Raw genomic sequence first — 14,060 nt, forward strand, 5'->3', positions numbered from 1 at the left:
GGACAGGAGGGAACAATGGCAAAGAGACTTTTAATATTAGAAAACGGCATGATTTTCGAAGGGGAAGCTTTTGGAGCGGATCTTTTTGTGACAGGTGAAATCGTCTTTAACACAGGCATGACTGGCTATCAGGAATCGATTACGGACCAGTCTTATAACGGCCAGATTTTGACCTTTACCTATCCCTTGGTTGGAAATTATGGTGTCAATCGGGACGACTATGAGTCCATTTTACCGACTTGTAAGGGAGTGGTGGTCTATGAGTATGCACGTCGTGCCAGCAATTGGCGCCAGCAATTGTCTTTGGATGAGTTCCTCAAAATCAAAAAGATACCAGGCATTTCGGGAATTGATACAAGGGCACTAACCAAGATTATCCGCCAGCATGGAACCATGCGGGCGACCATTGCCAATGCAGAGGATAGCATCGATCATCTGCAAGACCAGCTGCAGGCAACTGTTCTACCGACTGATAATATCAAACAGGTCTCTACCAAGCAGGCCTATCCAGCTCCGGGAACGGGTCGCAGCGTGGTACTGGTGGACTTTGGCCTCAAACACTCTATCCTGCGGGAGTTAGCCAAACGAAACTGCAGCGTGACAGTGGTGCCTTATGATACTAGCGCTGAGGAAATTCTCCAGCTCAATCCTGACGGCGTCATGCTGTCCAATGGACCGGGCAATCCAGAAGATGTGCCGGAGGCTCTGGACATGATTCGTGGTGTTCAGGGCAAAATTCCAATTTTCGGGATCTGTATGGGACATCAGCTCTTCTCCATGGCTAACGGTGCTAAGACGCATAAGATGAAGTTTGGCCACCGTGGTTTCAACCATGCGGTACGCGAGATTGCGACCGGACGAGTTGACTTTACCAGTCAAAATCACGGCTATGCCGTCAGCCGTGAGGATTTGCCGGAATGCCTGATTGTGACTCATGAAGAAATCAATGATAAGTCCGTCGAAGGTGTGCGACATCGGGATTATCCTGCCTTTTCTGTGCAGTTCCACCCAGATGCTGCGCCGGGACCGCATGATGCAGACTATCTCTTTGATGAGTTTATGGAAATGATGGATGCCCATCAGGCATACTAGGAAGCAAGATTGAGAGGTGCACTATGCCAAAACGTAAAGATATTCAGAAAATTATGGTCATCGGTTCTGGTCCTATCGTCATCGGCCAGGCTGCGGAGTTTGACTATGCAGGAACTCAAGCTTGCCTGTCCTTGAAAGAAGAGGGCTACAGTGTTGTCCTGGTTAATTCTAACCCAGCGACCATCATGACGGACAAGGAAATTGCAGACCGGGTTTATATCGAGCCTATCACGCTGGAGTTTGTTGCGCGGATTTTGCGTAAGGAGCGGCCAGATGCTCTGCTGCCTACTCTGGGCGGCCAGACCGGACTCAATATGGCTATGGAATTATCCAAGTCAGGGCTTTTAGAAGAGCTGGGAGTGGAACTTTTGGGAACCAAGTTATCGGCCATTGACCAAGCGGAAGACCGAGACCTCTTCAAGCAGCTGATGGAAGAGCTAGGACAGCCTATCCCTGAGTCAGAAATTGTCAATACAGTGGATGAAGCGCTGGAATTTGCGGCTGGCATCGGCTATCCAGTCATTGTCCGTCCGGCTTTTACACTGGGAGGAACTGGCGGCGGTATCTGTAGCAATGAAGAAGAACTGCAGGAAATCGCAGAAAATGGCCTCAAACTCTCTCCAGTGACTCAGTGTCTGATCGAGCGCTCTATAGCAGGCTTTAAGGAAATCGAATACGAAGTCATGCGGGATGGCGCCGACAATGCGCTGGTCGTCTGTAATATGGAAAACTTTGACCCAGTCGGCATCCACACAGGGGATTCTATCGTCTTTGCACCTAGTCAGACCATCTCAGACTATGAATACCAGATGCTGCGGGACGCCAGTCTCAAGATTATTCGAGCGCTGAAGATTGAGGGTGGCTGTAATGTGCAGCTGGCTCTGGATCCGCATAGTTTCAAATACTATGTCATCGAGGTCAATCCGCGGGTTTCCCGCTCGTCAGCCCTTGCCTCTAAGGCGACTGGCTATCCAATTGCCAAGCTTGCGGCTAAAATCGCGGTCGGGCTTACATTGGATGAAATCATCAATCCGGTAACAGGCTCTACCTATGCCATGTTTGAACCGGCTTTGGACTATGTGGTCGCTAAAATTCCGCGCTTTCCATTTGATAAATTTGAGCAGGGTGAGCGCCGTCTGGGAACCCAGATGAAGGCGACTGGCGAAGTCATGGCTATCGGCCGCAATATTGAGGAGAGTCTGCTCAAGGCCTGCCGCTCTCTGGAAGTTGGTGTGGACCACAATGAGCTGCCTGCTCTCAGCCAAGTAAGCGATGATGAGCTGATGAGGAAGATTGTCAAGGCGCAAGACGACCGGATTTTCTACATCTCAGAGGCTATTCGCCGTGGTTACAGTCCAGATGAAATTGCTGAGCTGACCAAGATTGATGTCTTTTTCCTGGATAAACTGCTCCACATTTACGAAATTGAGCAGGAGCTGGCTAGTCATATCGGAGATAGCTATGTGCTTAAGAAAGCCAAGCAAAATGGTTTTGCGGATACTAAGATTGCAGCCTTGTGGGACATGACAGCCGAGCAGGTGCGTCGCATCCGGCAGGAGCAGAAGATTGTGCCGGTTTACAAGATGGTCGATACCTGTGCTGCTGAGTTCGAGTCTGCGACGCCTTATTTCTACTCTACTTATGGTTTTGAAAATGAATCTGTCAAATCCAGCAAGGAATCAGTTCTGGTGCTGGGCTCAGGTCCTATCCGAATCGGGCAGGGAGTTGAGTTCGACTATGCGACTGTTCATTCTGTAAAGGCTATTCAGGCAGCTGGCTATGAAGCAATTATCATGAATAGCAATCCAGAGACTGTATCGACTGATTTTTCTGTCTCTGACAAGCTCTATTTTGAGCCGTTGACCTTTGAAGATGTCATGAATGTCATTGAGCTGGAGCAGCCTAAAGGGGTTATCGTTCAGTTTGGCGGGCAGACAGCCATTAATCTGGCAGAGCCCCTGTCCAAGGCTGGTGTTAAGATTTTAGGTACCCAAGTGGCGGACTTGGATCGGGCTGAGAATCGGGATCTCTTTGAGCAAGCTCTGAAGGAGTTGGATATTCCGCAGCCGCCGGGTCAGACGGCCACTAATGAAGAGGAAGCAGTAGAGGCTGCTCGTAAGATTGGCTTCCCAGTCCTGGTGCGACCTTCCTATGTCTTGGGTGGACGTGCTATGGAAATCGTAGAAAACGAAGCCGATTTACGCTCTTATATGCGGACAGCGGTTAAGGCCAGTCCAGACCATCCGGTTTTGGTTGATTCTTACATTGTCGGGGATGAGTGCGAAGTAGATGCTATTTCTGATGGCCGTCAGGTCTTGATTCCAGGGATTATGGAGCATATCGAGCGGGCAGGGATTCACTCAGGGGATTCCATGGCAGCCTATCCGCCGCAAACCCTATCGCAGAAAGTCAAGGATACCATTGCAGACTATACCAAGCGTTTGGCTCTGGGACTGAACTGTATCGGCATGATGAATATTCAATTTGTCATCAAAGATGAGCAGGTCTATGTCATTGAGGTCAATCCACGGGCCAGCCGGACTGTTCCTTTCTTGTCCAAGGTAACCGATATTCCGATGGCGCAAGTAGCGACTCGTTTGATTCTTGGGGAAACTTTGGCAGAGCTGGGCTATGAAGATGGTCTCCATCCAGAAAGTTCCATGGTTCATATCAAGGCGCCAGTCTTCTCCTTTACCAAGCTGGCAAAGGTTGACAGTCTTTTGGGGCCTGAAATGAAGTCTACCGGTGAAGTCATGGGCAGCGACCGCACACTCGAAAAAGCACTCTATAAAGCTTTTGAAGCTTCCTATCTCCATCTGCCAAACTTTGGAAATGTCGTCTTTACTATTGCAGACGACAGCAAGGAAGAAGCCCTACAGCTGGCTCAGCGTTTTGCCAATATTGGCTATGGTATCTGGGCAACCAAGGGAACAGCCTCCTATTTTGAAAATCATGGCCTACACGTCCGTCTGGTAGAAAAAATCGGCAGTGATGATAACAAGGACATCCCAGCCTATATCCGCAAGGGCAAGGTTCAGGCTATTATCAACACGGTCGGAACCAAGCGAACAGCAGATAAGCATGGTCAAATAATCCGCAGCTCAGCTATTGAGCACGGAGTTCCACTTTTCACAGCCTTGGACACAGCTGATGCCATGCTGAAGGTGCTGGAAAGCCGTAGTTTCACTACAGAGGCGATATAGAGCTAGATTTTTGTGTTCCAGATTGTCGTTTGCCGGTCTGAAAGTTGGAAAAGGAATTTCAAACAGTTAAGCTTGAGAGAAGCATCTGTCCAATCTTATTCTATCCTTGAATAGTCATAATAAATAACCTTTCAATATATTGGAATTAAAAGCAAAGTGGAAGTGGGAATGAATCCTACTTCCTTTTTTCTTTATTTTCTTAAAAAACTTGACAAAGAAGTTGACAAAGTGTATGATATTAACCAGTTAATAAACCGGTTAATAATTAGTTAAGGAGATATTATGAAACGCGCTTTAAAATTCTCAGCTTGCCTTAGCCTACTGGCCCTGGCCTTGTGTCTCTGGGCTTGTCAGTCTCAAAAAGAATCCAGTCCATCCAGTTCGTCGCAAGGCTTGAGAATTGTAACCAGCTTTTATCCTATCTACTCCATGGTCAAGGCTGTATCGGGTGATCTGAATGACGTGCGCATGATTCAGTCTAGTAGCGGTATTCATGATTTTGAGCCTTCGGCCAATGACGTGGCAGCCATCTATGATGCAGATGTCTTTGTCTATCACTCACGGACCTTGGAGTCCTGGGCTGGCGAGCTGAATCCTAGTCTCAAGAATTCCAAGGTTCAAGTTCTTGAGGCTTCCCAGGGAATGGAGCTGGATCGGGTTGCAGGCTTGGAAGATGTCCAGGCTGGAGAGGGAGTGGATGAGAAGACGCTCTATGACCCCCATACCTGGTTGGATCCTCAGAAGGCTGCGAAGGAAGCCCAGATTATCGCCGACAGACTGTCGGAGCTGGATAGCGACCATCGGGATACTTATCAGGCCAATGCTCGAAAATTTCAAGAAGAGGCCAAAGAGCTGACAGAACGCTATCAGGATATTTTTGATAAAGTGCCCAACAAAACCTTTGTCACCCAGCATACAGCCTTTTCTTATCTGGCCAAGCGCTTCGGGCTGACCCAGCTGGGTATTGCTGGTATTTCACCGGAGCAGGAGCCTAGTCCGCGTCAGCTGACAGAGATAGAAGACTTTGTCAAGGAGCACCAGGTGAAGACCATTTTTGTGGAAAGCAATGCTTCTTCTAAAGTGGCTCAAACCTTGGTCAAGGCGACCGGTGTACAAATCAAGGAGCTGAATCCTCTGGAAGCAGACCCAGCCAACCAACTATCTTATTTAGAAAATTTAGAAAAAAATCTAGCTGTTTTAGCTAAAGATTTGAAAGGATAAAAGACAACCATGAAAAAGAAATATTTCCTTGCTTCAGCGGCTGTATTAGCTCTCGGTCTTGGAACTTACGGGCTTATCCAATGGCAAACTCAGTCTCGAACTCAGACCAAAGATAACAAAGTAGCCTATATTGAGGACAAGACTTCGGGTGACAAGACGGATAAAAATTTGACATCTGACCAAATCAATGATGAGGAAGGTATTGAAGCAGAGCAAATCGTCGTGAAAATCACAGATCAGGGCTATGTCACTTCCCATGGAGACCATTATCATTACTTTGATGGAAAGGTGCCTTTTGATGCCATTATCAGCGAAGAGTTGATTATCCGAGATCCTAACTACACGCTGCAGGAAGCAGATATTGTCAATGAGGTCAAGGATGGTTACATCATCAAGGTAGAGGGAAAGTATTATCTCTACCTCAAGGATGCCAAGCATACCAGCAATGTCCGCTCGGTAGATGAGATTGCGCGGCAGAAGAAGCTGCATAAGACCAAGGAAGAAGGCGATAGCGGCAAATCTTCCACTACAAAATCAAGCAGGATTCGCGATTTCAGCCAGCCCAGCAAGTCCCTAGCTGCGGGAAAGACGGCCGCAGACCTTGCAGGAGTTTCTTATCAAGGCCAAGGGGGATACAGGACGGATGATGGTTATACGTTCAGTCCCTCTGACGTCATCGAGGATACTGGCGATGCATTTATCGTGCCACATGGCGGGCATTTTCACTATATTCCCAAGAGCGACTTGTCGCCAGCAGAATTGGCTGCGGCTCAGAGCTACTGGAATAGCAGGCGGGCTGACGGACGGGTGAATCCGCCTGACTACGGCAGGACAATAACTTCTTCCAACACATGGAATCAAAATAGTGCTGGCAATCAGGGTAGGCTAGTCTCAAATCCGACTCCACAGCTGCCAAATCATTCAAAGATTGAGCAGCCAAGCCCTGGCTTAGCGGTTACTCAGCCGAATTCATCTAATCCGCTTCTGCCGTCTCAGCCATCCTTGCCAAGTCTGCTGCAGCAACTCTATGCCCTGCCTCAGTCTCAGCGCTATCATGAAGGGGACGGTGTGGTGTTTGACCCGCTGAAAATCAGCCGTCGGACAGAAAATGGGGTCGTTATACCCCACGGAGACCACCATCATTTCATTCCTTATGACAAGCTGTCAGACTTGGAAGCGAAGATTGCCCGCTTGATTCCTATTGGATATACTTACGAGCCGCTGGGCGATCCACTGCAAGCTTTGAAGCCTCAGCTACCATCACAGCCTGATCACGACCATGGTTTTCATGCGGAGGCTGTCATTGGCAAGGACGACCAAGGCTATATGGTATCGCATGGAGACCATGCTCATTATTTTTACAAGAAAGACTTGACTGCTGAACAGATTCAAGCAGCGGAACGGGTCTTGGCCAAGCAGCAGCCAGTAAAACCGTCTGTAGCAGTTAATGATGCTGAACGCTATTCACGCGATGCCAGCGATGAGGAAAAGATTGCTTATATCTGCCAAACCTATGGTGTTCCCAAGGAAGCGGTTCGCATCTCAAATGGCTTCTTTGTCTTTAATAACCCTGACCAAGCCTATGATCCGACGCATATCCACCCCTATGCTGTTCGCAAGGAGCATGTCCGCATTCCTCTGGTAACGGGCAATGCAGAGCTGGACTTCATGAATGAGCTCTACACAACAGCCTTGCGCTCAGGTCTTTCGCCTTACAGTCTGCAGGTGGAAGATGGTCAGTTTGTCATTCCTCATGGCGACCATAACCACTATATCAAGATTCAGTCCAAGGGCGCAGCAGAAGCCTTGAAAAATCGTCTGCCTCAGATTCAATCTAAGTATGAGCAGGGCGATTATGATGAGGCCGTTATTTTGCAAAAAGTAGAAAGCCTAAAAGCGGACAGTCAGCGTCTCTATGCCGATGATCCTCTTATGCAGCGGCGGATTGAGCTTGCTTTGGGGCAGTTCGTGGAAACCATGAAGAAGCTGCCTAGCAACTCAACTGCTGGCTACCTGAGCAGTCTGGATAACTTTGATAAGCAGTTTATCCATGTGGATCAGACGGTCAAGCCAATCCAAGAGACCGAGCTAGACAAGACCTATCAAGGACTTTTGGAGAGAATGAACCGAATTGACACGGATAGCTATGGACTGAAGAAAGATGTCTTGCTACAGCGTCTGCAAAATGCTTATGCTGGCCAGAATCAAGCTGAAATGGCAGAGCTAGGACAATTACTATCCGCTTTAGAAGATTATCATGATCGGACAGGCGTCACAGCGGTTGATTATATTCGTTATTTCTACCAAGCTTTAGAGGATGGGCGTTTGAGCCCTGAGCTGCGCAGAAAAGCAGCTGGGCTGACCTTGACACTCTATAAGTCTCAAGCCTTTATAGAAGCGACCAATCTCCAACAGCTTTTCCCTGCCCTCTATCAGACCAAGAAAGAGATTGCAGCAGCCCTTGCTAGCGGCCAGCCTTCTGCGTCCTCTGAAAAGACAGAGCTGGATCAGGGAGAGCCAGATCAGCCAACCTATAAGGCCATGATTTATGACTTTTTGAAGGGGATTTATGATGATTTTGGCACCTCGGATGATAGTGAGAAGAGTGCTCAAGCCCTTGTCTTTCTTGGAAAAGCGCAGGAATTGCTAGGAGAAGTAAAGGACCAAAACAGCCGAGCAGACTATGCAGCTAGAATCTTAGAACTAGGCAAGGAATTAAAGAGTAGCAGCTCAGACAAGCAAGCTCTGCTGGCAGCAAGTCAGAAGCTTTTAGATCAGATGAGCCGAACCATTGTTGGACAAAAGGAAGAGCCGGCTAATACGGAAAATCAGGAAGTTTATCAGCAGCTTTATAATCTGCTCATGTCTATCCATCAGTATTTGGAAAAGAATCAAGGAAGCGAGCAGCAATACCAGCAGCTGGACCAGCTTTTTGATAAGCTTGGACAGAGAGCTACAGACAAGAAAGAGCTGCTTAAGGAAATCCTGGCCTTCCAGCAGTCACTCGTCCATCCTGAGGGAACAAACGAGTCCGATTCTCAGCATAGGGAAGATGATGGCTATCACTTTAATCTGCAGGACATGGTCGGAGCGGATGAGCAAGGCTATCGGGTAGCCCATCTGGACCACGAGCACTATATTTACAAGAAAGACTTGTCAGAAGCCGAGCGCCAAGCAGCGGATGCCTATGCGGTGCAAAAAGGCTTCCTGAAAGCACCGGCTGAACAGCCTTCTTCTGCTCAGTCAGCAAACAGCAGTGCTCCAGAAACTGCGCAAAATGGCAATTTACCTTCCGAATCTGCCACTAGAGAAGCAGCTCAAAACCAATCTGACAAACCAGCAGAAGCTTTGACAGCTGCAAATCCAACTGGTCAATCAAGCTTAGCAGCGAGTTTTGGCATGACAGAGGAAGCATTCAACCAGAAATTGCAGGAGCTTTCTCAGCTCTACGGTGTCAGCCCAGAGACTTTCAGCTATAATGCAGCAACTAGAAGCATCAGCTTTACAGGAGCTGACGGCCAGCTGAAAATTGTTCAGATTAGCTAAGCTTACATTTTGATGTAAAACAAGAATAAAACGAATGATGAAGACCAAGCCAAGTCTAAGACCATCATTCGTTTTTGATTTTCACAAGCATATACTTATTTGATTGATATTGTGTTAAAATAAACAGAGACTGATAGATGAAAGGATTGTCATCATGGCAGAAAAAGAACTACCCATCAAAGAATATCTTAGAGTAAAAAAAGAAGCTATTTATAGCCGCCTTATATTCTTGCTAACGGCCATTACAGGAGCTATTCTATCCTTTATTTTGGTCTATTCAAGATCTAGGAATCTAATCTTTGAAAATGTTTCAATTGGCTTAGTTGTGTTTGCAGGTATTGTTATATCAAGGCCGTATTGGACAAAAAAGAAACAATATGAGGCTCAGTATCCAGAATTGAAAGGTATATCTACAAGAGGTGCTGAAGCTTCTGGGAATTTTTGGGGAAGACATCTGATTGTATATCCAGCTATTCTTGTTTATATGGTTTGGGCCTTTTTCGCTTATTATCATCCTGTTCAAAATCAGGAAATAATAGATGTTGATCTTCCAGCGATTAGTACAGAAACTGAGTATAGTTTGGATTTTCCAAAATCGGATAGTTCAGCCAGCACTGGAGACAGTCAAGGCGACAATCAATCTGAGGCTTCGTCGGTCGGACAAAACGAAAGTGGGGAGTAGACATAGATAAACTTATAATTTGAAAGTTGGATTAAGGTATTGATTTCTAAAAAAATTAAGAATATTTAAGTAGTGAAATTTGAAGCATAAAAAAGAAACGAGAGAAAAATGACCAAAGAAGAATATTTAATTTTAAAGAAAGAAGCGAATCTCCGCTTGCTCTTCATCATATTGCTTGTGATTTTAGGAGCTGTTTTATCACTTGTTATGATTGCAAATCATTCTCCATATCATAGTTTTATGTCTATTTTTACAATTACGATGTTTGGACTTAATTTTGGGTTTCTATTTCCTTGTTGGCAACGCAAAAAAGCAATCGAAGCTGAGCATCCTGATTGGAAGAAAATTAAGGGAAAAGACATAAAGATTTTAGGCGAAAATCTTTTAAAATCTGTTTCGATATTTCTTGGCACGGGGCTTGTTCTCATTGTTTCTTTCTTTTCGCTTTATAGGCCAGTTGTGACAAAGCCATTTATTATCATTGATCCTAAAGTATATGAAAGCATTGAGAATCATGAGCCAGCCCAATCCTCAACAGAGATATCAGAAGAATCGTCTGAACAGCAAAATACAGAAGCAACTTCTTCTTCATCGTCAGACAGCTCTGCTAATAGTAAAATCCCGAACAGTAGTATGTTAAAAGAAGTTCAGAAGCAATTTCTCGAAGATCTTCATAAACAACGTGAGGAAGAAAATCAGAATAATAATCAATAAGGCTGTGAATAAGTTGAAAATTCATTAACCTAAAAGAAGGTGAGATATGGCCGTAGGAGGATAATAAATGACTTTTAGAGATACATTGACTACAAAAGATAAAATACTAAAGTTAATTGATTTTGAAAAAAGAATAATAAATGAAAAGCAAAAAGAAATTAATGGTTTAATTAAGGATACGGAGGAAGGAGTTCAAAGATACAAGCTAACAAATGACGAAGTTATTGCAAATATCAAGGGGACGATTAATGTATTAACCGAAGAAATACTAGTTGCCACCTATACAGCTGGTTATCCTCTTGAAGATTTTAAGGAGGAATATATTAACTTTGTCAACAGTCTGCTTCCAGTTTGGCAGAGCAATTCTGGATATGATGAAATGCTTTGGGCTCTTTCCATTGGCATTCTTTTAGATATTGATGAGGCAGCTTTTGATAAGTTGGTAGATTTGGTCAAAAAGGATGATCCAGAGGACTATTTGATTGATTATCTCATCCAGTCTCGTCATCCAGATTGGAAGATTCGGATAAACTATAATTTTCCAAGGCCCTACGGCTTTACTCGGAAAATCATTGAAGAAGAGAATGCTGAACAGGCTCTCAAACTTCTCCAAGAATACTTGATAAAAAAATGGTATCAGGGAAGCAGAGATGAAGGTTGGTATGATTTGCATAAGCGGAATATTGATAATTATTATGGTTATTGGTCCTTTGAGTCAGGTGCCCTCTGCAAGCTCAAGGGCTTGGATTACAGGAAATTGGAAAGTGTTCAGTATTTCCCTTATGGTTTGGTTGCTGAGGGTGCAGAAGTCTAAAGTATACTAAGAGATAATTAAGTGATAGCATTAACGATTTACAGAAATATTGACTATCTCTATTAAAAATTACAAATGAAACTAAAAATAAGGAAGGTTTTAAGATGTCCCAAGAGAAATATTTACAGGTTAAAAAGGAGTATAGAATTCGTCTTGCTTTAGTGATTTTCCTTTTCATTTTATTTGCCATACTAGATTGTATGCTAATAATTAGTTCTTCCAGATTTATCCCGCTTTTGGCAACAGCCATGGCGTCTGTCATACCAGTGAATCATTTTCTGCTTGTTCCTTTTTGGCAACAGAAAAAAGCGATGGAAGAAGAGCATCCTGAATGGAAAGATCTTAGTACAAAAGGAGTAAAGATTCCTACGGCTGAGGCTAATAAAAGGACATTAGCAGGTATCGGTGCAACTTTAGCTTTGCTTCTCTCCTTTGCAGTATTCTATAGACCTGTTCAGCAGCAGAAGATTAATTATAAAGAGCTAAATGATGCACTCAAGGCTAATGAGGGAACATCTACCACATCAACATCTTCTATGTCTAATTCGTCAACTGCCATTGAAGAAAGAGCTCAAACGGAAAGCTCCAGTAGTGATAATAGTAACTCTCATTACCATATCCCTGGAGCTGATGACGAGACGATTAAGAAGGTGGTTGATAAATCCTTACAAGACTTGAGGCAGCAAAATTCTGGAGAACAGCAAGCAGAATAGAGAGGGGAGGAAGTTTTATCTCTTTCTACATTAGTGATATGCTATATCTAATAAAGAGAAAGGTTTCTCAGCAAAGCTATTTTCTAGATGCGAATAAAGAAAATATACATGGAATTAAGAGATACATTTTCAAAAAGCTATTCAGGATTCTGAAGAGAGAATTCAAGAAATCGAACAATATGAGCAAAAGGGGATTCAAAAGTTTTCTTTAGTTAATAAAATAAGATTTTAATTATGAAAAATAAATACATGAAATATATAGATAAATTACAAGATTTAATTGACTTAGAATATCCGAGTCAGAAATTATATCCTGGAATCATACAGGATATCTACAACTTAACTGAACATATAGAACTAGAAGAAAATATCGATCAAATTAGTTTTTTTAGTTTAGCGAGACGATTTGTAGATGAAACAATGGATCATAAAAGTGAGATTTTAGTAGTCTTAAAACAATTGGAGAAAGAGTTAAAAAAAGAAAAATGACGGATAATATATTAATTGATTTGATAATGAATCTAAACTTCCAGATGATTATGTATCACCACTTAAGTAGAAAATGCCTGTCATGTGTTGAATACGTGGAGGGATGATGGATAAATTATACATAGTGGTTGATGGAATTGAACATCAATACTTTGATTGTGATAGTACAGGATATTATTTGATTTCCTATGATCCTTTATCAGAGAATAATGGTTATAAATTATTTGATTCAGAGTTGAAACAATATAGAAAATACTTGACAGAAAAACAGGTTGAAAAAAATATAAAATTATAGATCATATTTGGTTTAATGAACAAAAATGGGATATTTTTCAACGAAGTGATGATAATTTAGATAAACCTAATTCATGGGTAACGATTGTTTCTGACGATATAGAATTTTTAAATAGAAATGGACTATGGAAGAAGGATAATTTAGTTGAAAGTAGGTATGGACATTTGTATTACTGTTCTTTACCAATCGAGGCAGAAAAGTTTTCTCTAATTCGAACTAGAAAAATCTCCCTACATTGTTAAGATAGTAAGAAAGTAGTTTATGATGGAATCAGTTATTTTTACAATTACAAAAATTTAACACTATTGTTCAACAAATAGACCGAGTAATTATCTAGAATTGGGTTGAATAAATCAATGGAGTAAATAAATGCAGACATATAAATTGAAAAATAAAGAAAATTATCAAAATTTTGTAAAAGACTATCGTGAAATAATGAAAGAAGGAAAAGAAGCTGAAGTTTTTCTAGGGACGGAAGCTAGGTATCGTTTTCGACAACGAGATTCTTATGAGCTTGATAGTACAGATATTGGAGTATTGATGGAGTATTGCTTGTACCCTCTGTATGTGGAAGGTGATGAGGATATAGCAAAAAGAACTTTTGAAATCTTGAAAGATTTTAGCTTATCGGTTGACCTAGTCAAATTAGATAAGGTAACTGATTATATTTCTATGCAAGGCAGTCGTTTAAGAAGATATACAAGCCTTCCCTTTGTTATTGAAACAGATGAGTTAGTAAGAAATATTATAGAAAGTATTTCAAAATTATCAGATGAGCAGAAACGTACGTATACTTATGAAAGACTCTGTAATGTATTAGACCATAGTTCGTTATACAGACAGTGTGATGAAGAAAGGGTAGAGAAGATTCTCAAGGAATTCAAGGAAAAATACTACAATCCACCAAAGGTAGTAGGTTCCATTAAAACAGTTGAGAAAATTGAACTAGATGTTACAAGTATAGATGCGATGGGTATTTCAGATGACCATCTAGAGTTGTTGTTGATTGATGAAAACAAATGGATAGAAGCTTTGGAGGAGGAGCATTTGTTGAAACTTCAAGAAAAACTCAATAACTATATCTACTTCCTCGAAAGCAAGCAGTATGTAGCACGATATGGCGATATCTTTGATAAAAAGGTCATTCATATCACCTTCCAGTATTCTCCATCTGATAATGGACTGGCTTTGCTGGCAGCTGTTCAAAAGACATTGCAGAATACAGATATGAGTTTGAAGATAGAATTGCCAGAGTGAGAAAAAACCACAGAAATCCTTTGTGAACTTCTGT

The 14,060-nt window shown here is 42.9% G+C and carries 10 protein-coding genes and 2 pseudogenes; all 12 read left to right on the forward strand.

Features of this window, described 5'->3' with window-relative positions; genetic code table 11:
• Positions 1–15: 15 nt before the first annotated feature.
• The 12 genes and pseudogenes from D8877_RS05050 (at position 16) to ifs (ending at position 14,026) form a co-directional block, all read left to right on the forward strand.
• On the forward strand, positions 16–1,092 hold the full coding sequence (locus tag D8877_RS05050; RefSeq protein ID WP_125341412.1) for a carbamoyl phosphate synthase small subunit: 1,077 nt from the start codon (positions 16–18) through the stop codon (positions 1,090–1,092).
• A gap of 23 nt (positions 1,093–1,115) precedes the next feature.
• A complete protein-coding gene (gene carB / locus D8877_RS05055; RefSeq protein ID WP_125352606.1) occupies positions 1,116–4,295 on the forward strand; it encodes a carbamoyl-phosphate synthase large subunit in 3,180 nt (1,059 codons plus the stop codon).
• 282 nt (positions 4,296–4,577) lie between these two features.
• Positions 4,578–5,516 carry a metal ABC transporter solute-binding protein, Zn/Mn family gene (locus tag D8877_RS05060; RefSeq protein WP_125341414.1) on the forward strand — a complete coding sequence of 313 codons (939 nt, stop codon included), beginning with the start codon at positions 4,578–4,580 and terminating at the stop codon, positions 5,514–5,516.
• Between the two features lie 9 nt (positions 5,517–5,525).
• Positions 5,526–8,096 (forward strand): annotated as a pseudogene (locus tag D8877_RS05065) (pneumococcal-type histidine triad protein); the annotation flags it as partial.
• Positions 8,097–8,561: 465 nt separating this feature from the next.
• Positions 8,562–9,062: pseudogene (locus D8877_RS12570) on the forward strand (pneumococcal-type histidine triad protein); the annotation flags it as partial.
• Between the two features lie 154 nt (positions 9,063–9,216).
• Positions 9,217–9,744 carry a hypothetical protein gene (locus D8877_RS05070; RefSeq protein ID WP_125341416.1) on the forward strand — a complete coding sequence of 176 codons (528 nt, stop codon included), beginning with the start codon at positions 9,217–9,219 and terminating at the stop codon, positions 9,742–9,744.
• 108 nt (positions 9,745–9,852) lie between these two features.
• Positions 9,853–10,458: a hypothetical protein gene (locus D8877_RS05075; RefSeq protein ID WP_049539186.1), complete on the forward strand. Its 606-nt coding sequence runs from the start codon at positions 9,853–9,855 to the stop codon at positions 10,456–10,458.
• Positions 10,459–10,525: 67 nt separating this feature from the next.
• Positions 10,526–11,272: a PoNe immunity protein domain-containing protein gene (locus D8877_RS05080; RefSeq protein WP_125341417.1), complete on the forward strand. Its 747-nt coding sequence runs from the start codon at positions 10,526–10,528 to the stop codon at positions 11,270–11,272.
• Positions 11,273–11,376: 104 nt separating this feature from the next.
• Complete coding sequence (locus D8877_RS05085; protein WP_125341418.1) at positions 11,377–11,985, forward strand: hypothetical protein; 609 nt, start codon at positions 11,377–11,379, stop codon at positions 11,983–11,985.
• Positions 11,986–12,219: 234 nt separating this feature from the next.
• A complete protein-coding gene (locus tag D8877_RS05090) occupies positions 12,220–12,474 on the forward strand; it encodes a hypothetical protein (RefSeq protein WP_142999422.1) in 255 nt (84 codons plus the stop codon).
• A gap of 106 nt (positions 12,475–12,580) precedes the next feature.
• Positions 12,581–12,769, forward strand: a complete 189-nt coding sequence (locus D8877_RS05095) for a hypothetical protein (RefSeq protein WP_260468064.1) — start codon at positions 12,581–12,583, stop codon at positions 12,767–12,769.
• 369 nt (positions 12,770–13,138) lie between these two features.
• A complete protein-coding gene (gene ifs / locus D8877_RS05100) occupies positions 13,139–14,026 on the forward strand; it encodes an NAD glycohydrolase inhibitor (RefSeq protein WP_125341420.1) in 888 nt (295 codons plus the stop codon).
• Positions 14,027–14,060 lie beyond the last annotated feature (34 nt).

Origin of the sequence: Streptococcus sanguinis (assembly GCF_003943735.1) — a bacterium.
GTDB classification, from domain to species: domain Bacteria; phylum Bacillota; class Bacilli; order Lactobacillales; family Streptococcaceae; genus Streptococcus; species Streptococcus sanguinis_E.